Consider the following 21,374-nt stretch of genomic DNA (forward strand, 5'->3'; position numbering starts at 1 on the left):
CGGCCGGGCCTACTTGCCGATGTTGTCGATCACGGCCTCGGCGACCGCCTTCATCGTGGTCCTGCGGTCCATGGCGGTGCGCTGGATCCAGCGGAACGCGTCGGGCTCGGTGAGGCCCTGATTGGTCATCAGCAGGCCTTTGGCGCGGTCGATCAGCTTGCGGGTCTCCAGGCGATCGGTGAGGCCCGCGACCTCGGACTCCAGCGCCTGCAACTCGGCGAACCGGCTCACCGCCAGTTCGATGGCGGGCACCAGGTCACGCTTGGCGAAAGGTTTCACCAGGTAGGCCATGGTGCCTGCCTCGCGGGCGCGCTCGATGAGGTCACGCTGGCTGAAGGCGGTGAGGATCACGACGGGTGCGATGCGGTCGCCGGTGATCTTGGCCGCGGCCTCTATCCCGTCGAGCTTGGGCATCTTGACGTCGAGGATGACGAGGTCGGGCTTGAGGTCACCCGCGAGCTTGATGGCTTCTTCTCCGTCACCGGCCTCGCCGACCACCTCGTAGCCCTCCTCGCGCAGCATCTCCACGAGGTCGAGCCGGATCAAGGCCTCGTCCTCGGCGACGAGTACGCGACGCTGCGGTTCGGTGACGACACCGTTGGCCTCGGTAGCCGTTTCGGTCACCGGGGTCCTCCTGAAGGCGATTCGGCGGGTTGGGGATGCGGCGTGCCGCTACCGAGAGGCTACCGGTAAACGCGGGATCGTAGATGATGGCGTTCGCCACGTAAGGTAAGCACACGGAAACCCAGCCGGGTAGCCCGCCCGCGACGCCCCGAATGTTAGAGGCTGATGCACGCCGAGTAAAGTGTGGATCTACAGCCCCCGTAGCCCAATCGGCAGAGGCAGCGGACTCAAAATCCGTCCAGTGTGCGTTCGAGTCGCACCGGGGGCACCCTCCCACACCATGCAGAAACGGCCCCTCACCAGGCACAACGCGGTGAGGGGCCGATCTCGTGGTGTCCTACCGTGTCCGGCTATGTCCCGCCGTGATCCAGTCCTTGTGGCACCGGTGTGGCACCGATCTACGTCGAGTCGAGCCCCAGTGCCTTGCCGATCCGCTCGCGAGCCGCATGTTCTTGCCCCGCGATGACCTTGACGTAGCTCTGGTGCAGGACGGCAACCGAGTGCCCTGCCCACTCGGCCACCTGAGTCGGTCGCTGCGCACCCGAGCACACAGACGTACCCGGCTCGGTCAGCGCAGCCTTGCGGGTCTCGCGTCACACACCACCGGCACGCCTTGCGAATCCGCGCCTGGACGGCGAAAACATGGCTGGTGCGGCGGCCCCCGACGCCACCGCACCAGCCCGGGCTCACTCCGATCGAAGACCGTCCAGTTTGGTCACCTGGCGCAGCATCGGCAGACTCAACGCCGTCGCCGCCAGTACCGCGACCACCGCGGCACCACAGATGGTCCCGATCATGGCCGAATCCAGACTGAACTCCAGACCGGCGTAGCGCAGCGTGGGCCACGTGATCCCCAGCCCTGCCGCGACCGCGAGCACGACACCGACGGCGACGGGGATCGCGTTCTGCCACAGCGAGCCCCGTGCCAGTACCGAAAGTGGAACACCGGATGCCGACAGCGCCGCCAGTGGGCGCCTGCGCTCGGCGATCTGCTCGATCGAAAGCAGCAGCAGCGAAAGCGCCGCGACCGCGAGGACGAACAGCGACACCATGAGCAGGATGCTGCGCATGGTCCGCAGCGCGCTGTCCGCGTCCGACAGCCACGTCAGCCGCGACGGGTCGGGCGAGATGTAGACCGTCCATCTCGGCTGGCTCACCGCGCCCACGGTGATCTCGGTCGCTGCCGTCAGGGCCGCGTTGTCGTCACCGGATCCCCACACGAGCAGGAACCGATCGCGGTCCGCAACCGGAACCCGGGCTCGACCGAGCGCACCGGGCGTGGCCAGGACGGTCCCGGAGCTGACCAGCGTCGCCCGCTCCGCGGGAATGTGCTTCGCCGTGTCCGGGATGGACCAGCGATCGCCGTATACGGGTCCGTCCGCGCCATCCGGGTACTGCACGAATCGTGCCGGACCCGGCTGTGGGGACGCCGGTCCGGATTCGGTCCTGGCGCCGACGACGAACACGTCGCCGTCCGTGCAGGACCCCAGCTGAGCCAAGGTCGCCAACGACTTGCAGTCACCGATCGTGGCTCCGATCGCACTGTCCGGCGCGCCTTCGGGAGCAACCGAGGTCCGACTCACGAAGCGAACGTCGCTGATCGCCGGATCGTCGCGCATCAGCCCCGACACCTTCACGACCTCGGATCGCCCGGATTGTTCGAGCATGAACTGCGCCGCGGGCGGCTGCCGGGGTTCCCAGTACTCGCCTTCGTTCGTGCCCACGGAGCCGACCACGGTCTGGATCAGGATCGAGCCCGCCAGCACGACGACCAGTCCCGAAACCACGCGGCTCGCCGTGCCGCTCTCAAGCTGCAGCCTGCGCACCGCGAGCTGCCACGATGCCGGGCCACCACGCAGCCGCGACACCAGCCGTTCCACCGCCCACGGCAGCAGTGCCGAAACACCGATCAGCACCAGTCCACTGCCCACCGCGAGCGCGGTGCTGACGAACTCGGAGTTGTCGTGTGGTGCGAACAGGAACGTCAGAGCCATGGTGAGCGCACCGACGCCGGTGATCGTCCAACGCCACCACGTTCGGCGCTGCCGCTGCTTGCCCCGCCTGACGACACCGAGCGGCTCCACCACGGTGTGACGCAGCCCGAAGATCGCCGCTCCCACGGCCAGTCCCGGAACCAGCAGCGCGATCAGGGCGACGAGCTGCCACGGTGGCACGAAGTCGTCGGCGAAGAACTGCATGCCGAACAGTTCGACGTCACCGACGAGCGGGCGCAGCGCGATGAACAGCCCCGCCCCCAGCGCCAGCCCCGCGACCGCGCCGACGAGCGCCTCCCCCGCGGCGACCCGCCTGACCTGCTTGCTGCTCAGACCCACCAATCGCAACGCGGCCAGCCTGCGTTCCCGTTCGGCCGCACCCATGCGCGAGGCCGTGGTGACGAACACCAGCAGCGGCAGCAGCACCACCACGGCCAGTGGCGCGATCAGCACCGCGACCGCCATGTCCAGTTCCCCCGAGGTCGGCGGGACGCCGAAGCCGTAGACCCGGTACATGTTCGGGTCGTCGGCCAGCTCGCTCGCCTTAGCACCGACGAAGACGACCTTGTCGTTGGCCAGGTTGAGCCCGGCCTTGCCGACCTCGCCCACGATCCGGCCACCGAGGTGCGCCTTGACGGCCGCGCCCTCCTCGCTGTTCAGGAATTCGGCCGCCGCGGGCGATGCCATCAACTCTCCCGGTCGAGGCAGCCGGTCCAAGCCCGGCGGCACCGGTGCGCGCGGCCCTCCCGGTGCGACGACGGTGGTGCTCAGTTCCTCCTCCCCAGCGTCGACGTACCAACCGCGCTCGTACAGCGGATCGACGCCGGGCCGAGGTTCCGTCAGCTGAGCTCGGGCGGCCTCACGGGCATCTCGCGCGTCGGCGAGGCTGTTCGCCGACGCGGCGGGCAGCAGGATCGCCACCACGAGGGCGACGCCGAACGTGGTCATCGCGAGCCGCAGTAGTGCCTGCCCTGACATCCGGCCGCCCCCGACGGCCAGCCGAAGCCCCAGCAGCAGATCGCGGATCATGCGACCAGTTCCCGGTCTTTGACCACGCCGTCGCGAACCACGATCTCCCTGTCGGAGTGAGCGGCGACCCTCGGCTCGTGGGTCACCAGCACGACGGCCGCGTTGGTCTCGCGGGCCGCGTCGGTGAGCAGACCCATCACCAGCTCGCCGTTGAGCGAGTCGAGCGCACCGGTCGGCTCGTCGGCGAACACCACCTTCGGCGTGGTCACCAGCGCCCTGGCCACGGCGACTCGCTGCCCCTGGCCGCCGGAGATATCGCCGGGCCTGCGCTCGCCGAGGTCGCCGACCTCGAGGCGTTCCAGCCACCGGCGCGCTGCGGCTTCGGCGGATTTGCGTTTCGTGCCGGAAAGCCGCAGCGGCAACGCCACGTTCTCAAGGCAGGTCAGCTCGGGAACCAGCTGTCCGAACTGGAATACGAAGCCGAACTCCGTACGACGCAGCGCACTGCGTTCGGCATCGCTCATGGCGACCATGTCCCTGCCGTCGTAGGTGATCGTGCCGCTGTCGGGCGCGACGATGCCCGCGAGGCAGTGCAACAGCGTGGACTTTCCCGAACCGGAGGGCCCCATCACGGCCAACACCTCGCCCGTGTGCACGGAAACGCCCGCTCCCCGCAACGCCGCGGTAGGGCCGAACGTCTTGTGCAGCTGCGAGGCTCGCAGCAGCACCTCGCTCACGAGCGCACCTCCCTGGCGAGCTGGTCGAGGCGCGCGGCGGTCAGTTCGAGCCACCGCAGGTCCGCCTCGAGGTGGAACAGGGCATGGTCGCAGATGAGCTGGTCGGCGAGGTCGCCGTCCTTCTTGCGTTTGGTCAGCTCGCGCATTTCCCTGAGGTGGGCGGCGCGCTGTGTGTCCAGAATGTCCTGCGCGCTGCGCCCGGACAGCAGCGCCAACACGACCTTGGTGTAAAGCGTGTTCTGCAGGTACGGCTCCGGATCCTCCGGTGTGGCCAACCATTGCGCGACGTCGGTGACCCCGGCGTCGGTGATCGTGTAGCGCTTGCGGTCCGGTCCCGCGCCGTGTTCGACGCCCGCCTCCTCGACGAGGCCGTTGCGCAGCAGCCGCGACAGCGTCGAGTACACCTGGCCGTAAGCGAGTTGCCTGCCGTGCGCGAAGTGCCCGTCGTATGCCCGTTTCAGGTCGTACCCGTGGCGTGGTCCCGGCTCGAGCAGAGCCAGCAGTGTTCGTGATACCGACATCGTTTTCCCTTCGGTCAGCGCCTGTGGGCCGAACTATACACGGCGAGTATGTATCGCGTGTATAGACGCCCGGAATACGCTGCTGAAGTGCGAGGACGTGGCGATCGGCTCGGGTATCGGGGTCGCGCGCTCGACCTTATGCGGAGGCCGGCGCCGGTCAGCCTGCGACCGCCAGCGCGACTGGGTGGCCCAGATAGCGGGCCAGATCCGCCGCCTGCGCCTGCAGACCTTCGCGGCTGCCTCGGGGCAGCGTGGAGAACGGGGTGACCACCGCCTGTGCCTTCTTCCCCGCCCGCCGCAGTGACCAGGTGCCCATCACCCGTCCGGCCACCACAACGGTCGGCCGGACGAATCCGCCACCGGCCTGCACATCCTTCGCGTGCGCGGAGTCGAGGGCCAGCCTTCGGTCCCGGTAGCCGAGCAGGAACGGATCGAAGTGCCCGAGCAACCGGACCGGGTTCCGCTCGTCGCCGGGCGGGTCCAGGTCGGCGTCGACCAGGGCCACCATCGGCTCTCCCGCCGCGGTCACGGTTGCCGTCTCCTCCGCGATGGCCGCGAACGCCTGCTTCGCCTCACCCGACGACAGGCCCGACCACGCACGGAAGTCGGCGGCGCAGGCGGGGCCGTGGCCGGCGAGATAGCGGCGCGCCAACTCGGCGAGCGCCTCCTCCCGCGCCATCGGCCGCACCGGCGGCACGTGGTCGTCCATGAGCACGTAGGTGGGCTCCGCCCCCTCGGTGTCGGGGCCGCGACAGATCAGCCCGGTGTTCGCGGCGTAGGCGAGCAGGTGCGGCGGCGCTTGCGTCTTCGGATCGATTGCCACCCCGTGGTCGCGCAGCCGGGCCACGATGTCCGCCCGCACCAACGGCTCGCCGCCGCGCAGGACGCGCTGCAGCGCGGCGAACGCCCGCTCGCAGCTGGCGTCGTCGAGGCCGAGCTGCTCGCGCCTTCGCCGCCCGGCCTTCGCGAACACCGGGCCCAGCAGCCCGACCACCCAGCGCACGTCCTGCGCGGCGAGCAGGTGGAGCGTGCCGCGCATCGCCCAGGTGCGCACGAGCCTGCCGTCCGCGCACGCGCGGTCCACCGCATCGGCGGTCACTGCGCGCGTCCTCGGCCGTATCGCGAGCCTGGCCGGTCCCGGCGCTTGTGCCTGCAGGGCAACGACCCTGGTCACCGCGGCCACCGGATCGCCAGGCGCCTTGCCGGTGAGCAATTGCGCCGCCAGCCGCGACGCCCGCAACCGCCGCGTGGACAGTTGTCGGTTCATGGCCGAAACGATAGGTCCCGGCACCGACAACCACTCGGCAGCCGAACCGCCCGCAGCTCACACCCTGCCGCCTCGGCGGCGAGGGTCACCGCGGCTCATCGCCGGGACGGGTGCCGTCCGGGCCGATCAGCACCTCACCTGCCGGTGACCGAACGGTGTAGTGGATCGTCTGAGCCACCACGCGCCCGTCGGCGATGAAGAAGGAGTCCGCTCCGTCGTCCACCACCGCGTCACCCGAATCGGCGGACCACTCCAGGTAGGCGATGTTGCCCTCGACCAGCTGGACACGGTAGGTCCAGCGGCCGGTGGGCAGTTCTTCGGCCAGCATCCGCGCCAGCCTGCGCAGCCCCTCGTGTCCGTGGAACACGCCGCGCCCGGTCAGCGCCACGCAGTCCGGCGCGAAGTTCCGCGCGATGTCCTGCTCGAAGTCACGTTGTTGCGCGAGCCGCAGATGATCTTCGAAAACCTCACGGGGAGAGCGGGTGGTCGACTCGTCCACGTGTGACCTCCCTCCTTGCCACAGCCTGCGGAGGCGGGCGTTGTCCCACGTCAACGGTAGCGGGCCTGCAGGCCGTGACCGAGTCGGCGTTGCGGTCAGACGTTCGCCCGCCGACCGAGTTCGGGGTTGTTCTCGCTGGGTAGCGACAGCTTGGGAAGGGTCGCCTCGAGCTGTTCCCGGCTTGGTTCCAGCCACGGCGGCAGCTTCAGCGCCCTGCCCAGCTCGAGCAGCGGCTCGTCGACGGCGAATCCGGGCTGGTCGGTGGCGATCTCCAGCAGCGTGCCGCCGGGCTCGCGGAAGTAGATGGAGCGGAAGTACTGCCGGTCCAGCACGGAGGTGACCTTCGCGCCACGCTCGACGAGTTCGTCGCGCCAGCGAAGCTGTGTCGGTTCGTCGGGCGCCCGCCACGCGACGTGGTGGACGGTGCCACCGGCCACCAACCCGCGCCGTGCCGTACGGTCCACCAGCACGTCCACGAGCGCGCCCGGCTCGCCCGAGCCCGCGGCGAACCGCAGCCGGTTTCCCTGGCTGCTCTCGGCGTGCAGGCCCAGCTCCGCCATCATCGCCACGGTGCCCTCCTCGTCCGCGGTGGACAGCGTCACCGAATGCAGGCCGCGGATGCCGTGTTCGGCAGGAACGAGCCCGTTGTCCCACGCCGCCCGCGGGTCGCCCTGCGGGTGGGCCACCAGCGCCAGTTCGAGCCCGTCGGGATCGTGGAAGGTCAGCGCCGCCTCACCGTCGCGCTCGGCGACCTCGCTGACGTCGACGCCGAGTTGGCGCAGATGTTGCCGCCACCAGCCGATCGACGCCGCGGGCACCGAGAACGCCGTGGTGGTGGCCTGGCCAACTCCGCGCCTGCCGGGCGCCACGGTGCCGAACGGGAAGAACGTCAGCAGCGTGCCGGGCCGCCCCTGCTCGTCGCCGTAGTAGAGGTGGTAGATGTCGGGCGCGTCGAAGTTCACGGTGGTCTTGACCAGGCGAAGCCCCAGCGTGCGCAGGTAGAAGTCCGCGTTCGCCTGTGGGTCGCCCGCGATCGCCGTGACATGGTGCAAACCGCTGGTCGCCAGCGTCATGGATTCCTCCTCGAAGAGCGGCGGGGCAGGTCAGCTCTGCTTGACGGCCGAGATCTCGAACTCGAGTACGACCTTGTCGCTGACGAGTACGCCACCGGTCTCCAGCGCGGCGTTCCAGGTCACACCGAAATCCTTGCGGTTGATGGTCGTGGAGCCCTCGAAACCGATGCGGCTGTTGCCGAACGGGTCCACGGCCTGTCCCTCGAAGCTGAGCGGGATGGTCACCGGGCGGGTCACGCCTTTGACGGTCAGCTCACCGGCGACGTCGAAGGCGTCCTCGCCCGTCCGAATGATCTCGGTGGAGCGGAACGTGATCTCCGGGTGCTCGGCCATGGCCAGGAAGTCGTTGCTGCGCAGGTGTTCGTCCCGGTCGGCGTTGCGCGTGTCGATGCTGGCCGCCTTGATGGTGAGTTCGGCCGAGGAGTTGGCGGGGTTCTCGCCGTCCAACCGGGCGCTGCCCTCGAACTCGTTGAACGCGCCGCGCACCTTGGTGACCATGGCGTGTCGGGCCACGAAGCCGAAGCGGCTGTGGGCCGGGTCGATCACGTAGTCGCCGGTGAGGGTCCGGTAGTCGGTCGCGGTGGTCATCTGACTGCCTCCAGGTAGTTGACGTATCACGCTTATGGTGTCCTCAACATGTATGACGTGTCAACTATTCCGTTAGACTGGCGGATGTGACGAGATGGCTCACCGACGAGGAGCAACGTGCCTGGCGGCGCTACCTGGACATGAACGCCAAACTCACCGCCCGCCTGCACCGTCGGCTGCAAACCGACTCCGGCCTCTCGCTGGCCGACTTCGACGTACTCGTCCAGCTCACCGACCGCGCGGTGCCGCGCATGCGCGTCGGTGAACTGGCCGAGGCACTGCAGTGGGAAAGGAGCAGGCTGTCCCACCACCTGGCCCGGATGCAAAAGCGCGGGCTCGTCAGCAGGCAGGACTGCCCCGAGGACGCCCGAGGCGCGTTCGTCCTCCTCACGGACAAGGGCAGGCATGCCATCGAACAGGCCGCACCCGCCCACGTCGAGGCCGTCCGCGACCTCGTCTTCGACCACCTCAGCAAAGCCGAGGTCGCGACGCTGGCCGGGATCAGCGAACGCGTGCTCGGCCGGTTGAATCGGTCGGACGGCGAGGAGTCCACCCCTGGCTGAGCAGGTCAGTTCGGTCACGGGTGTCGAGCGGCCGTCCGAGCAGGGCGGCGAGCCTGTCAAGTGGCGCTGGCATCGGGCCGACCTCGGCACTGCTACCGCATACCTGGTTCCTCCACGACGACCTGCACCGTCACTTCCTGCCGCGCGAAAACCGATCGCCTCGATCGAATGCATCGCTTCTCGACATGTCGCTACCGCCTCTAGCGTGGACTCATGACCGTGCCCCGCAGCGGCGAGAAGTTGCTCGACCTCAACGGCGTCGAGTTGTGCGTCGAAACCTTCGGCCGACCCGACAACCCGGCCGTGCTGCTGGTGGCGGGCGCCTCGGCCTCGATGCTGTGGTGGGAGGCCGAGCTGTGCGAACGGATCGCTTCGCGCGAACGCTTCGTGATCCGCTACGACCACCGCGACACCGGTAGGTCCACCAGCTACCCGCCCGGGCGGCCCGGCTACACGCTCACCGACCTGACCTGCGACGCGCTGGGCATTCTCTCCGCGTTCGGTGTGCAGTGCGGACACCTCGTTTGCCAGTCGATGTTCGGCGGCATCGGGCTCATCGCCGGGGTGGACCACCCCGACCGGGTCGCCTCGCTCACGTTCGTGAGCACCTCTACCGGCCAACCCGGCCTGCCACCACCGGCGGGCGGGTTGACTCCGAACACCGAACCGGATTTCGACGATGCCGCCGCGGTGGTGGACTTCGTTGTCGCTTCCGCCAAGGCGTGCTCGGGCGGTTCACCCCACTTCGACGAGCGTGCCACGCGTGCACTCGTCGAACGAGACCTGGCGCGTGCGTGCGATATCGCGGCCACGCTGACCAACCACTACGCCATCAACCACGAGGCGCCGAAGCACGGGGGTTTCGCCGACGTCACCGCGCCGACGCTGGTGGTGCACGGAGACCTGGACCCGGTGCTTCCGCTGCCGCACGGCGAGGCGCTGCGCGACGCGGTCGCGGGCGCGAAACTGCTGGTACTGCAGGGCGCGGGGCACGACGTGCCGAGGCCGCTGTGGGACGAGTTCGTCCCGGCGCTGGTCCGGCACACCGGAGGTGACCGGCGATGACCGGGACCGGCGAGATCTTCGACTACGACGCCGAGTTGCGGCGGCACAACGAGCGGCTGCGCGCGGATGCTCGACCACGCCCGTCGGCTCGGTGCCGCCGAGAACCTGCGCAACGTCAGCTACCTTCGAGCCGACGCCCAGGCCCACCGGTTCACACCCGGCCACTTCGACAGCTGTATCAGCCGGTTCGGCACGATGTTCTTCACCGACCCGGTCGCTTCGTTCAGCAACATCGCGCGTGCGCTGCGCCCCGCGGCACGCCTGGTTGTGCTGGTCTGGCAGAGCCGCGAGCGAAACGAGTGGTCCAAGGAAATCGGCCGGGCATTCGCCGGTACCGCCGCATCGCCCGGTTCCGCCGCGGGCCGGACCCCGTTCGCTCGCCGATCCGGACACCACGAAAGACTTCCTGGCGGCAGCGGGCTTCGCGGAAAACAACTTCACCGAGCGGCACGAGCCTGTCTACTACGGCACTTACCGCGGCACCGCCTACCACAACGTGCTGCGGTTACCGGCAGAACCATTGTCCACAATGGCATCTGATTCGGCTGATCAGGTAGGCGGCCGACTCCGCGCCGCACTGGCGGCGCACGACTGCGGTGACGGTGTGTACTTCGACTCCCGAGCCTGGCTCATCACTACTCGCCACCGCCGCCGCAGCGCCGATCGGCGAGCGGACTCAGGAGCGGCCGCCTGCACGGAGTCTCCCCCACGGCTTGTAGACGGCCAGGACGACTGCGACGAGCAAGCCTGACAGTGAGACGATCGGCGGAAACAGCAACTCGGTGACCGGGAAGGTCGGCTGGCCAGCCGTGAGGTCGCGACCGTACTCCGCCGCTTCCAGCACAGGCGGCCGCAACGCCAGTGGAACCAGCGCCACGAAGACGACGTTGATGACCAGCTTCACGGCCACCCACCAGTAGCGGACCAGGCCGTACTTGGTACCCAGTCCCAATGTCACGCCGCTTGCCAGACAGACCAGGCCGGCGAGGAACAGTGGCCAGACAGTGAACGTCAGCACCCGGTAGGAGGACGTGGCTGTGTCAACGTCGTCGGTGACCAGCGCGGTGAAGACCAAGATCGCCAACACCACGTCGATACCGATCCATGCTCCGGCCGAGACGATGTGCACGACCAGCACACCTTTGCGCGACCGACGTCCCAGCCGCCACCCGCGTCGCCCGGCATCGCGCCGACCGGGCGATGCGCCGTTGCGCTCGCGAAGTTTGCCTCGGACGTTCACGGTTGCCTCCTCAACGCGACCGGGGCGACGCCCGGCGTGTCGACGGTGCCCTCCGTCCAGGGCTCGGCACTGACGCCCACCACGTGCCTGCCCACCCACTCGACGGCGCGAGCCGACCGTCCGAGTTGGGCGCCGAACGCAGCTGGTCCTGCCGCCGCGAGTCGTCGCTGCTGTTGAAACTGATACGCACTTTCCCCGCTCCTGCGCTGTCGGCGGTCGCCGGAACGCGAACCGAACGTTCACCGTGACCCACGGTGAACCGCGGAAAGCCCGGTACTACCGGCAGCCAACTGACGCCGCCAACCTGGATACCGGCGGATCCGGACCTCGGAGACAACGTTAGGTTACGAATGATTAGGCGTCAATCAGTTAGTCGCCGAATTGTTCCTGATACGCTCCTGCCATGCCGCCTCCACCGGCTGGGCCACCGCTCGGACTCAGGCTCGCCAACACCGCCAAGGCAGTCAGTCAGGCCTTCGACGAAGCGCTCGCCGCAGCGGGCGGTTCACGCCCCAGCTGGTTGGTGCTGATGTCGCTGAAGACTCGGCCGCTGGCCAGTCAACGCGAACTCGCCGCCGCCGTCGGCATCCAGGGTGCCACCCTGACCCAACACCTCAACAGCATGGAGAGCGACGGGCTCGTGACCCGCCGACGGGACCCCGCCAACCGCAGGGTCCATCTCGTCGAGCTCACCGAACAGGGTGAAAGGGCGTTTCACCGCATGCGCGAGGCCGCGGTCACCTTCGACCGCAGGTTACGCACGGGGCTCGACCGCGACGACGTCACGCAACTGGAGCTCCTGCTCGACCGGCTGCGTGCCAACGTCAATGGCTGAAGGGCGCCACCGGCGGCCGGACCCGCGCGACCACATCTCGCGGCCGGATCGGATCAGCGAATATGCGCGGCGATGTCGTCCCCGGGACGTAGCATCTCGAACTGTGAGCAGCAGACCCTCCCCCACAGCGCAGCACCTGCGCGACCTGGCGCGGTTGCGCCGGGTCCGCGACCGCATCGACCGGGAGTACGCGCGGCCGCTGGACGTCGAGGCACTCGCCCGCGGCGTCAACATGTCGGCGGGACACCTCAGCCGCCAGTTCCGACAGGCCTACGGCGAGTCGCCCTACTCCTACCTCATGACCCGGCGCATCGAGCGGGCGATGGCGCTGCTGCGTCGCGGCGACCTCAGCGTCACCGAGGTCTGCTTCGAGGTCGGTTGCTCCTCGCTGGGCACCTTCAGCACCCGCTTCACCGAACTGGTCGGCGTGCCGCCCAGCACCTACCGGCGCGGCGCGGCGAACGACATGGCAGGCGTGCCGTCGTGCGTCACCAAACAGGTCACGCGACCGGTCAGGAATCAAGAAGCGCCGCTCAACCGGCCACAACTAGCGTGACCGGCATGGACATCAGCATTCACTACGCCTTCCTGCCACATGACAACCCGGACGCCGCACTGGGGTTCTACCGCGACACGCTCGGTTTCGAGGTACGCAACGACGTCGGGTACCAGGGGATGCGCTGGATCACGGTGGGGCCCCCGGGCCAGGCGACGGCCATCGTGCTGCACCCGCCCGCCGCGGACCCCGGTGTCACCGACGAGGAGCGACGCGTCATCACGGAGATGATGGCCAAGGGCACCTACGGCGCGATCGCGCTGGCCACCAAGAATCTCGACGCGGTGTTCGACCGGCTACAGGCCAGCGGCGCCGAGGTCGTGCAGGAGCCGACCGACCAGCCGTACGGAGTGCGCGACTGCGCCTTCCGCGACCCCTCGGGCAACATGGTCCGCATCAACGAACTGAGCTGAACGCCGCGGGTGGCAGTCGTCGGCGCGACCGCGCCGGCGGCGGTCCCCCTTCGACAACCGGAGACCACGATGAGCACCGCCGCCAGTACCGAAACGCGGTCGCCCGCGCCACACGCCGCCGACAGCCACGACCTGATCCGCGTCTACGGCGCGCGTGAGAACAACCTCGACAACGTCCACGTCGAACTTCCCAAACGCAGGTTGACGGTCTTCACCGGCGTCTCCGGTTCCGGCAAGAGTTCGCTGGTCTTCGCCACGATCGCGGCGGAGTCGCAGCGGCTGATCAACGAGACCTACAGCGCGTTCCTGCAGGGCTTCATGCCGAACCTCGGGCGGCCCGACGTCGACGTGCTCGACGGGTTGACCACAGCGATCGTCGTCGACCAGGAACGGATGGGCGCCAACGCCCGCTCCACGGTCGGCACCGCCACCGATGCCAACGCGATGCTGCGCATCCTGTTCAGCAGGCTGGGAAAGCCACACATCGGGTCACCCCAGGCATTCTCGTTCAACGTCGCTTCGATCAGCGGGGCCGGCGCGGTGACCGTGGAGCGCGGCGGGCAGACGGTGAAGGAGCGTCGCAGCTTCAGCATCACCGGCGGCATGTGCCCGCGCTGCGAGGGCTACGGTTCGGTCACCGACTTCGACACCTCGGCGCTGTACGACGACAGCCTTTCGCTCAACGAGGGTGCGCTCACCATCCCCGGCTACAGCATGGACGGCTGGTACGGGCGCATCTTCCGGGGCTGCGGCTTCTTCGACCCCGACAAGCCGATCCGCGAGTACACCAAGAAGGAACTGCGCGACCTGCTCCACAAGGAACCGACCAAGGTCAAGGTCGAGGGCATCAACGTCACCTACGAGGGCCTGATCCCCAAGATCCAGAAGTCGATGCTGTCCAAGGACAAGGAGGCGATGCAGCCGCACATCCGCGCGTTCGTGGAGCGGGCCGTCACCTTCACCACCTGCCCCGAATGCGACGGCACCCGGCTGTCCGAGGAGGCCCGGTCGTCCAAGATCAAGGGCATCAGCATCGCGGACGCCTGCGCCATGGAGATCCGTGATCTGGCACAGTGGGTTCGGGACCTGGACGAGCCTTCCGTGGCGCCGCTGCTGGCCGCGCTGGCGGACACCCTCGATTCGTTCGTCGAGATCGGGCTGGGCTACTTGTCCCTCGATCGCCCCGCGGGCACGCTTTCGGGCGGCGAGGCTCAGCGCACCAAGATGATCCGCCACCTCGGCTCGTCGCTCACCGACGTCACCTACGTCTTCGACGAACCCAGCATCGGGCTGCACCCGCACGACATCCAGCGGATGAACAACCTGCTGCTGCGGCTGCGCGACAAGGGCAACACGGTGCTGGTCGTGGAGCACAAGCCGGAGGTCATCGCCATCGCCGACCACGTCGTCGACCTCGGGCCGGGCGCAGGCACCGACGGCGGTGAGGTGGTGTTCGAGGGCACCGTGGCGGGCCTGCGGTCCAGCGACACGATCACAGGGCGGCATCTGGACGACCGCGCGGCGCTGAAGCCGTCGGTGCGGAAGCCGTCGGGCGTGCTCGAGATCCGAGGCGCCGACACCCACAACCTGCGAGACGTCGACGTGGACATCCCGCTCGGCGTGCTGTGCGTGGTCACCGGCGTGGCGGGCTCGGGCAAGAGTTCGCTGATCCACGGCTCGGTGGCCCGCCGCGACGGGGTGGTGGCGATCGACCAGGCCCCGATCCGTGGCTCGCGCAGGAGCAACCCAGCGACGTACACCGGGTTGCTCGACCCGATCCGTAAGGCGTTCGCGAAGGCCAACGGGGTCAAGCCCGCGCTGTTCAGCGCCAACTCCGAGGGGGCCTGCCCCAACTGCAACGGCGCGGGTGTGATCTACACCGACCTGGCGATGATGGCGGGCGTGGCCACCACGTGCGAGGAGTGCGAAGGCAAGCGGTTCCAGGCTTCGGTGCTGGAGTACCGCCTCGGCGACCGCGACATCAGCGAGGTGCTGGCCATGTCGGTGGCGCAGGCGGAGGAGTTCTTCGGCGCGGGCCAGGCGCGCACCCCGGCGGCGCACAAGATCCTCGAGCGGCTCGCCGACGTCGGACTCGGCTACCTCACGCTCGGCCAGCCGCTCACCACCCTGTCCGGAGGCGAGCGGCAGCGGCTGAAACTGGCGACGCACATGGGCGAGAAGGGCGGCGTCTACGTCCTCGACGAGCCGACCACCGGGTTGCACCTGGCCGACGTCGAGCAACTGCTCGGCCTGCTCGACCGCCTGGTCGACTCCGGCAAGTCGGTCATCGTGATCGAGCACCACCAGGCGGTCATGGCGCACGCCGACTGGCTCGTCGACCTCGGTCCAGGCGCGGGCCACGACGGTGGCAAGGTGGTGTTCGAGGGCACCCCTGCGGAGCTGGTCGCCGCCCGTTCCACCCTCACCGGCGAGCACCTCGCGGACTACGTCGGCGGCTGACCCGGTGCCCGCTGCCCGCGGGTCACTCGGACACGTAGCAGCCTGACGGCGCCGACGCCACCCATGACGACGAGCGCGCCGAGCGTGATCGGCCACGCCCCCTCGCCGAAGGCCAGCGTCGCGCCGAGTGCGGCGACAAGGCTGCCCATCCCTGCGGCACCGAGCACGCCACGACGCCACCGGCCTCGCCACTCGGCGAGCGCGACGAGTCCGGCGGCGACGCAGAGGATCACGATCCCGGCGGCTACGTAACCCGGGTTGGCGCCGAACTCGTGTTCCACGACGTTGTCCGACACGAGGTCGTGAATCACCGCGACGCCGATGAACGCGAGGAACGCGCCGTAGCCGGGTTGGCCGAGGAAGGTCAGAACGTGGCGGAGCGTGGCGGTGGATCGCGGCCTGGGCCGTTCGGCGGGACCCGGCGGGGTGCCGGGAACCGCCGCGGGCCCGAACGCGTTCAGCAGGCTGCCCGGGTCGCGCAGCAACGCCTGGTAGGCGTCGGCGCGCTCACGCGGGTTCGGGCTCTGGGCCAACCGTTGCAGCTCGTCGTCGGGGATCGGCTCCTCGCTCACCCGGGTCCGCGACCCCGGCGCCGGCCGCGGTGGCTCCACCGGCCACGGTGGCAGCTCGCCGTCGGTAACCGGCTCGCCGTCGACCGTGGTCCCCGCTGTCGGCGGCGGTGCCGCCTGGTGTGGCCGCGCCCGGTTGCGCACCAGTCCGAGCTGGTCGAGCAACGGGTTCAGCTTGGCCTGCGGCGGGCGAAGTCCCGCGGCTCGAAGCGATCGGCGCAACTGCCGGTGCAACACCGGCAGGGTGAGCAGGTCGGGCTCGCCCTCGATGCCCTCGCGAAGCAGCGTCAGCAGCCTGCCGGTGTAGGCCGGGTAGCTTTCGCCGTCGAGGATTCTGGACTTGGCCTGCGGCGGCGCCGAGGTCAGCACGGCTGTGCCCTCGATATCGATCTCGTCGACCAGCGCGGTGGCCGAGGACATGGCCGTGCCCAACGCGCTGCCGGAATAGCAGCAGTCCAGGATCACGATCTTGGCTCTGGCGTCGCTGTCCAACACGACATCCCGGATGTTGTCGTAGCTGAGACCGCTGAACGCCATGTCGTCGGCGGTGGTGTCGCCCAGCAACAGGTACAGGTCCGAGCGCCTGCCCAGTTCGCCGTGACCGGCGAAGTAGAGCAGTAACAGGTCCTCCGCCTGGCTCGCCGCCGCCACGACCGCGCGACCCGCCTCCTGCCTGCCGACGTGCTCGGGCAGGAGCACGCACCTCTGCGGTTGCAGCGAGCCGTGGACCGGATCGGTGAGCGCCTCCCGCAGCGCTGCCGCGCCGTCGTGAGCCCCTGGCAGCGAGGGCAGGTGGCGGTAGGCCCCGACGCCGAGCAACACCGCACTGGACCGCTGCGGATCCGGCAGTCTCACGGGCCGTTCCCACCGGGTTCGAGCAGCCGACGAAGGATCACCTCGACCTCGTCGGCGTCGCGGGCGGTGATGCTGATGGTGCGACCACGCCGGCCGGTTCGGAGACGCAGCTCGACACCCTCGTGCCGCGGCCGGTTCAGCCACGCCTTCAGCGACTCGGCGAGCACCACCAGCACGCCACCACCACCGCCGACCGCGACGAGGACCTCCGTCAGCGAGCCCATCTCGCCGGGTTCCGGCGGCTTGCGGACCCGCTGGACCAGACCGCGCAGTTCGGGTTCCTGCCGCAGCCACTGCCCCAGATCAGCGAGGCCGTCCGGCGCGTCCGCCACGTCGAGCGCCAGACTGACCGACTCCTGCACCGAGAATCTCCTTCCACCACGTCGGCTGCGATGCCAACGACGCCGGGCTACGGGACTTGCTGCTCCAGCAACGCCAGCAGCTCCTCGCGCTTGTACTCCCACAGCCGCGCGACCTGCTCGGCGGCGCCGAGCTACTGCACGGCAGCGAAATGCCTGGCAAGGTGGCTGTCCACCTGAGGTAGGTGCGCTTCTGCCTGCCCCGACGCGACCCACTCGGCCAGTTCGGCGACGCTTCGCATCGTGCCTTCGCGAGCCGCCGGGGCGAGCTTCCACCTCGGCCAGCTTGTCGCGCGCAACAACGCCTTCGCCCGGTCGGCCGGGTAGGACAGCCCCTGAGTGTGTGGGGCGTGGCGCAACGTCTCGACGGAGTCGAGCACCAGCAGGGCGCGTACGAGTTGCACGTCCTCCTCGACCCAGTCCCGGGAGTGGGCGGCGGGAAGGCCGTCGCCGTCTCGGCCTGCCCTGACGGACTCGGCGGCGGACACCCATTTCGTCGCCATGTTGGCGTCGATGCCTGCGCGTGCGCGGAGCTTGCCCGCCCCCAGTTCGAGGATGTGCTCGGCGGTGAGGACGCCGGCGCGGGTCAGGTACATCGGGTTGGCGTCAGCGCTCTTGCGCAACAGGTCGGTCACCGGGGTGGCGCGTAGTCTGTCCTGCCTGCTGCGTCGCTTCTTGGCGGCACGGGCGGTGAAAGCGGCGGTGCTTGCCTTGCGGTGCAGGTCCTCGATCCGGCCGAGGACGGCCGGCCTGGCCGAGACCTGCTGCCGCAGCCACCGCCGCACGAGTTGCCGATCGGACTTCTCCCACGGCATCGAGCCCGGGTCGGGTGCTGCGTCCCCGCTCATGGCCCCTCCGGTCGGCGATGATCGAGACCAATGTATCGGATCAGCCCCACCGTGGTGGCCCGATCGCCGGGAAAGCAGCACCTCGCCGTCGCACGGTCACGCAACAACGGGTGCATCCGTCTCGCATACTCAGCTGCGCGAGACCCGAACCGAACGAGAGCGAGACCTGACATGGACCCGGCTGACCTCGCTGATGTGATCGCCTCGGTGCGCGAGTTCGTGCGCAACGAGGTGGTCCCGCTGGAGGAGCGGATCGAGGAACAGGACGAGATCCCCGCCGACCTGGTGCGGCAGTGCAAGACGATGGGGCTGTACGGCTTCACGATCCCCGAGCAGTACGGCGGGCTCGGCCTCGATGTCACAGAGGAAGTCCAGCTGGTGTTCGAACTCGGCTACACCACGCCCGCGCTGCGTTCGCTGTTCGGCACCAACAACGGCATCGCGGGGCACGTCCTGCTGGAAGGCGCCACCGAGGAGCAGCGGAAGACGTGGCTGCCGCGGCTGGCCTCGGGCGAGGTCACCGCCTCGTTCGGGCTGACCGAGGCGGACGCCGGCTCCGACCCCGCCACCCTGACCACAACGGCACGCCGCGACGGGTCGGACTGGGTGCTCAACGGCGCCAAGCGCTACATCACCAACTCCCCCGTCGCCGACGTCATCATGGTTTTCGCCCGCACCAACCCCGACGCGCCGGGCAGCCGCGGCATCTCCACCTTCCTCGTGCCCTCCGATGCCGCGGGGCTTTCCGTCGGCCCGAAGGACAGCAAGATGGGCCAGCGTGGCGCGTGGACCGCCGACGTCTACCTCGACGACGTGCGCGTTCCCGCCGACGCCGTCGTCGGTGGTGAGGCCGGGATCGACAACGGTTTCCGGATCGCTGCGAAATGCCTGGCGCACGGCCGGGTCCACATCGCGGCGATGTGCGTCGGGATGGCCGACCGGCTGGTGGACGAGTCGGTGGCGTTCGCGCAGACGCGGCAGGCGGGTGGCAGGCCGATCGCTCGGTTCCAGCTGGTGCAGGGCCTGATCGCCGACTCGATGACCGACTACCGTGCCGGGAGGGCGATGGTGCTGGAGACCGCGCGGGACTACGACGCGGGCAGGGACCGGATCGCCGGTCCTGCCGCCGTGAAGTACTTCTGTTCCGAGATGGTCGGGCGCGTCGCCGACCGCGCGGTGCAGGTCCACGGTGGCGCGGGGTACATGGCAGGGGTGGCGGTCGAGCGCTTCTACCGCGACGCACGGCTGTTCCGCATCTACGAGGGAACCAGCCAGATCCAGCAGGTGATCATCGCCCGCAGCGCGCTCGGCGACGCGGCGCGCGCGGACTGACCGGCCTCATCCCGAAAGCGCCTGTGCGGCGACGGCGCTGCGGGCCGTCGCCGCGTCAGGAGCCGCGAGCGCCAGCCGGGCGAGGTGCTCGCATTCGCCCCTGGTGTGCGCGGCCAGTGTCGCGCGCACCGGGGCCACGTTCGGGCCCGACATCGACAGGCTGGTCACTCCCATGCCCGTGAGGACCAGCGCCAGCAGCGGGTCCCCCGCGGCCTCTCCGCACACCCCGACGGGTTTGCCCTCCACCTTGCCCGCGTCGGCACAGGTGGCGATGAGCTCCAGCAACGCGGGCTGCCAGGGGTCGAGCAGGTCCGCGAGTGCGCCGTTGGTGCGGTCGGCGGCGAGTGTGTACTGGCCGAGGTCGTTGGTGCCGATGCTGACGAAGTCGACGACCTCGAGCAGTTGGCGTGCCCGCAGCGCGGCGGCGGGCACCTCGATCATGGCGCCCACGGTGGAAAGGCCCGCCGCCCGTGCCTGTTCGGCGAAGCTTGCCGCCTCGGCCGCCGTGGCGACCATCGGCGCCATCAGCCACACGTCGGCGCCGGTGGCCGCGGCGGCCTTCGAGATGGCTCGTAGCTGGTCGGCCAGAACGTCGGGGCGTTGGCGAGCGGTCCGCAGGCCGCGAACACCGAGCGCCGGGTTGTCCTCGGGTGCCAGGCCCAGGAAGGGCAGCGGCTTGTCGGCGCCCGCGTCGAGGGTACGTACCACGATCTTGCGGCCGGGCAGTGCGGCGAACACCTCGGTGTAGGCCCGCTGCTGTTCGTCCGTGGTGGGCGGGTCGGTGCGGTGCAGGAAGAGGAACTCGGTGCGCAGCAGGCCGACACCCTCGATATCGGTGGTGTCCCCGGCGAGGTCGGTGGCGCCGCCGATGTTGCGCAGCAGCGGGATCGGATGGCCGTCGGCGGTGCGGCCGGGCCCGGTGACCGCGTGCTGCCGGTCCCGCTCCCGCTGCGCGGGAGCGGGACCGGCCACAGCTTGCTTGTCGTCGGCGATGGCCACGATCCCGGTCGTGCCGTCGACCGACACCACGGTGCCTTCCGCGAGGTCGAGGATGCCCTGGCAGCTCACCACGGCGGGCAGACCACGCGATCTGGCGAGGATCGCGGTGTGCCCGGTGGGGCCGCCGCGGCCGGTGACGATCGCGAGCACCGTGTCGAGGTCCAGCCGTGCGGTGTCGGCGGGTGAGAGATCCTCGGCCACGAGCACGAACGGAACTCCCGGACTAGGCAGGCCGGGTCTCGGCAGACCGAGCACCTCGGCGACGGCGCGGTCACGGATGTCGGCCAGGTCGGCGGTGCGTTCGGCGAAGTACCCGCCGAGCGCGAGCAGCGCCTCCTGCTGTTCGGCCACCGCGTCGGAGATGGCCCACGCGGCCGGCCTTGCCTGGTCCACCTTCGCGGCGACGGCATCGGCGATCACCGGATCGCCTGCCATCATCGCTTGCGTCCGCAGCACCTCGGCGGCCGGGCCTTCGGCCGCGTCGGCCAGCCGCCGAAGTTCGTCGGCGACCGCGCCCAGCGCACGGGTCGCGGCGGTGAGCTCTGCCTCCGGGTCGACCACCGGTGGCGGTCGGGCGGGCAACCCGGGCGGCGGGGCCAGCCGGAACACCGGCCCCGCCGTGCGTCCCGGGCCGACCCCCAGTCCGCTCAGCGGTCCGGCTGCGCCCAGGGTGTCGCGTTCCCGCCCCGGCACCGCGCCGGGTTCAGCTGCTGTGTCCGGCATCGGCGACCTTGTCCTCCGCGTCGAGGTCCTGGGCCAGTAGTGCGGCCATCGTGTCCAGCGCCTGTTCCGCGCCCTCCCCCTCAGCCTCGATGGTCACCGTGTCACCGCCGGTGGCGCCGAGGGCGAGCACCGAGATGACGCTGGCGGCGTTCACCGCCGGGCGCTGACCCACCCGGATCCGGACCGGCACCGGCTGCGCGGCCGCGGTCCTCGCGACGATCGCGGCCGGTCGCCCGTGCAACCCGATCCTCGATCCCACGACGACGTCCCTGCTGGGCATGTGTC

Annotated in this window: 23 protein-coding genes and 1 tRNA gene; 9 read left to right on the plus strand and 15 right to left on the minus strand. The window is 69.7% G+C overall.

The genetic code is table 11. The features are described 5' to 3' along the window. Positions 1-9: 9 nt before the first annotated feature. Positions 10-624, minus strand: coding sequence for an ANTAR domain-containing response regulator (locus tag SACMADRAFT_RS17365; protein ID WP_009155136.1), 615 nt, complete (start codon positions 622-624; stop codon positions 10-12). A gap of 194 nt (positions 625-818) precedes the next feature. On the opposite strand from SACMADRAFT_RS17365, the gene SACMADRAFT_RS17370 reads away from it, so the two are divergent. Further along, positions 819-892: transfer RNA gene (locus SACMADRAFT_RS17370), tRNA-Leu, on the plus strand. 130 nt (positions 893-1,022) lie between these two features. Here the strand turns inward: SACMADRAFT_RS17370 and SACMADRAFT_RS31195 are convergent. The 8 genes from SACMADRAFT_RS31195 to SACMADRAFT_RS17405 all read right to left on the minus strand — a co-directional run bounded on the left by SACMADRAFT_RS31195 (position 1,023) and on the right by SACMADRAFT_RS17405 (position 8,272). Beyond that, the gene (locus tag SACMADRAFT_RS31195) at positions 1,023-1,145 is read right to left on the minus strand and encodes a hypothetical protein (RefSeq protein WP_269726568.1); all 123 of its coding nucleotides are present in this window, start codon (positions 1,143-1,145) and stop codon (positions 1,023-1,025) included. 165 nt (positions 1,146-1,310) lie between these two features. Beyond that, positions 1,311-3,647 (minus strand): FtsX-like permease family protein, encoded by a 2,337-nt coding sequence (locus tag SACMADRAFT_RS17375; RefSeq protein ID WP_009155137.1) that lies wholly within the window; start codon positions 3,645-3,647, stop codon positions 1,311-1,313. Beyond that, positions 3,644-4,324: an ABC transporter ATP-binding protein gene (locus tag SACMADRAFT_RS17380; protein WP_009155138.1), complete on the minus strand. Its 681-nt coding sequence runs from the start codon at positions 4,322-4,324 to the stop codon at positions 3,644-3,646. Before SACMADRAFT_RS17380 ends, SACMADRAFT_RS17375 begins: the two co-directional genes overlap by 4 nt. Continuing rightward, positions 4,321-4,845 carry a PadR family transcriptional regulator gene (locus tag SACMADRAFT_RS17385; protein WP_009155139.1) on the minus strand — a complete coding sequence of 175 codons (525 nt, stop codon included), beginning with the start codon at positions 4,843-4,845 and terminating at the stop codon, positions 4,321-4,323. Before SACMADRAFT_RS17385 ends, SACMADRAFT_RS17380 begins: the two co-directional genes overlap by 4 nt. 157 nt (positions 4,846-5,002) lie before the next feature. After that, the gene (locus SACMADRAFT_RS17390) at positions 5,003-6,112 is read right to left on the minus strand and encodes a winged helix DNA-binding domain-containing protein (RefSeq protein ID WP_009155140.1); all 1,110 of its coding nucleotides are present in this window, start codon (positions 6,110-6,112) and stop codon (positions 5,003-5,005) included. A gap of 85 nt (positions 6,113-6,197) precedes the next feature. Continuing rightward, positions 6,198-6,611, minus strand: a complete 414-nt coding sequence (locus SACMADRAFT_RS17395) for a nuclear transport factor 2 family protein (RefSeq protein WP_009155141.1) — start codon at positions 6,609-6,611, stop codon at positions 6,198-6,200. 95 nt (positions 6,612-6,706) lie between these two features. Beyond that, positions 6,707-7,684: a ring-cleaving dioxygenase gene (locus SACMADRAFT_RS17400; RefSeq protein ID WP_009155142.1), complete on the minus strand. Its 978-nt coding sequence runs from the start codon at positions 7,682-7,684 to the stop codon at positions 6,707-6,709. Between the two features lie 30 nt (positions 7,685-7,714). Beyond that, entirely contained in the window at positions 7,715-8,272 is a 558-nt protein-coding gene (locus SACMADRAFT_RS17405; protein WP_009155143.1) for a YceI family protein, read from the minus strand. An 86-nt stretch (positions 8,273-8,358) separates the two neighbouring features. On the opposite strand from SACMADRAFT_RS17405, the gene SACMADRAFT_RS17410 reads away from it, so the two are divergent. The 3 genes from SACMADRAFT_RS17410 (at position 8,359) to SACMADRAFT_RS31435 (ending at position 10,440) form a co-directional block, all read left to right on the plus strand. Next, positions 8,359-8,835, plus strand: coding sequence for a MarR family winged helix-turn-helix transcriptional regulator (locus SACMADRAFT_RS17410; RefSeq protein ID WP_009155144.1), 477 nt, complete (start codon positions 8,359-8,361; stop codon positions 8,833-8,835). 213 nt (positions 8,836-9,048) lie between these two features. Beyond that, positions 9,049-9,900 (plus strand): alpha/beta fold hydrolase, encoded by an 852-nt coding sequence (locus SACMADRAFT_RS17415; protein ID WP_009155145.1) that lies wholly within the window; start codon positions 9,049-9,051, stop codon positions 9,898-9,900. A 66-nt stretch (positions 9,901-9,966) separates the two neighbouring features. Then, positions 9,967-10,440, plus strand: coding sequence for a class I SAM-dependent methyltransferase (locus SACMADRAFT_RS31435; protein WP_050998148.1), 474 nt, complete (start codon positions 9,967-9,969; stop codon positions 10,438-10,440). Positions 10,441-10,576: 136 nt separating this feature from the next. On the opposite strand, the gene SACMADRAFT_RS17425 is transcribed toward SACMADRAFT_RS31435, so the two are convergent. Next, the gene (locus SACMADRAFT_RS17425) at positions 10,577-11,140 is read right to left on the minus strand and encodes a hypothetical protein (protein ID WP_009155146.1); all 564 of its coding nucleotides are present in this window, start codon (positions 11,138-11,140) and stop codon (positions 10,577-10,579) included. A 403-nt stretch (positions 11,141-11,543) separates the two neighbouring features. Between SACMADRAFT_RS17425 and SACMADRAFT_RS17430 the strand changes: the two genes are divergently transcribed. The 4 genes from SACMADRAFT_RS17430 to SACMADRAFT_RS17445 all read left to right on the plus strand — a co-directional run bounded on the left by SACMADRAFT_RS17430 (position 11,544) and on the right by SACMADRAFT_RS17445 (position 15,404). Further along, complete coding sequence (locus tag SACMADRAFT_RS17430) at positions 11,544-11,975, plus strand: MarR family winged helix-turn-helix transcriptional regulator (protein ID WP_009155147.1); 432 nt, start codon at positions 11,544-11,546, stop codon at positions 11,973-11,975. A 103-nt stretch (positions 11,976-12,078) separates the two neighbouring features. Beyond that, complete coding sequence (locus SACMADRAFT_RS17435) at positions 12,079-12,531, plus strand: helix-turn-helix transcriptional regulator (RefSeq protein WP_009155148.1); 453 nt, start codon at positions 12,079-12,081, stop codon at positions 12,529-12,531. 5 nt (positions 12,532-12,536) lie between these two features. Further along, entirely contained in the window at positions 12,537-12,944 is a 408-nt protein-coding gene (locus SACMADRAFT_RS17440; protein ID WP_009155149.1) for a VOC family protein, read from the plus strand. Between the two features lie 69 nt (positions 12,945-13,013). Further along, on the plus strand, positions 13,014-15,404 hold the full coding sequence (locus SACMADRAFT_RS17445; protein ID WP_009155150.1) for an ATP-binding cassette domain-containing protein: 2,391 nt from the start codon (positions 13,014-13,016) through the stop codon (positions 15,402-15,404). Here the strand turns inward: SACMADRAFT_RS17445 and SACMADRAFT_RS17450 are convergent. The 3 genes from SACMADRAFT_RS17450 to SACMADRAFT_RS17460 all read right to left on the minus strand — a co-directional run bounded on the left by SACMADRAFT_RS17450 (position 15,389) and on the right by SACMADRAFT_RS17460 (position 18,035). After that, complete coding sequence (locus tag SACMADRAFT_RS17450; RefSeq protein WP_009155151.1) at positions 15,389-16,828, minus strand: caspase, EACC1-associated type; 1,440 nt, start codon at positions 16,826-16,828, stop codon at positions 15,389-15,391. The genes SACMADRAFT_RS17445 and SACMADRAFT_RS17450 overlap by 16 nt on opposite strands. Beyond that, positions 16,825-17,190, minus strand: coding sequence for an effector-associated constant component EACC1 (locus tag SACMADRAFT_RS29995; protein ID WP_009155152.1), 366 nt, complete (start codon positions 17,188-17,190; stop codon positions 16,825-16,827). Before SACMADRAFT_RS29995 ends, SACMADRAFT_RS17450 begins: the two co-directional genes overlap by 4 nt. 131 nt (positions 17,191-17,321) lie before the next feature. Then, positions 17,322-18,035, minus strand: coding sequence for a hypothetical protein (locus SACMADRAFT_RS17460; protein WP_009155153.1), 714 nt, complete (start codon positions 18,033-18,035; stop codon positions 17,322-17,324). A 171-nt stretch (positions 18,036-18,206) separates the two neighbouring features. Between SACMADRAFT_RS17460 and SACMADRAFT_RS17465 the strand changes: the two genes are divergently transcribed. Next, the gene (locus tag SACMADRAFT_RS17465; protein WP_009155154.1) at positions 18,207-19,367 is read left to right on the plus strand and encodes an acyl-CoA dehydrogenase family protein; all 1,161 of its coding nucleotides are present in this window, start codon (positions 18,207-18,209) and stop codon (positions 19,365-19,367) included. A 6-nt stretch (positions 19,368-19,373) separates the two neighbouring features. Here the strand turns inward: SACMADRAFT_RS17465 and ptsP are convergent, their stop codons facing one another. Further along, positions 19,374-21,089, minus strand: a complete 1,716-nt coding sequence (gene ptsP / locus SACMADRAFT_RS17470; protein ID WP_009155155.1) for a phosphoenolpyruvate--protein phosphotransferase — start codon at positions 21,087-21,089, stop codon at positions 19,374-19,376. Next, a complete protein-coding gene (locus SACMADRAFT_RS17475; protein WP_009155156.1) occupies positions 21,070-21,369 on the minus strand; it encodes an HPr family phosphocarrier protein in 300 nt (99 codons plus the stop codon). The genes ptsP and SACMADRAFT_RS17475 overlap by 20 nt, the downstream gene beginning before the upstream one ends. Positions 21,370-21,374: the final 5 nt, after the last annotated feature.

This window comes from Saccharomonospora marina XMU15, assembly GCF_000244955.1.
Taxonomy (GTDB): domain Bacteria; phylum Actinomycetota; class Actinomycetes; order Mycobacteriales; family Pseudonocardiaceae; genus Saccharomonospora_A; species Saccharomonospora_A marina.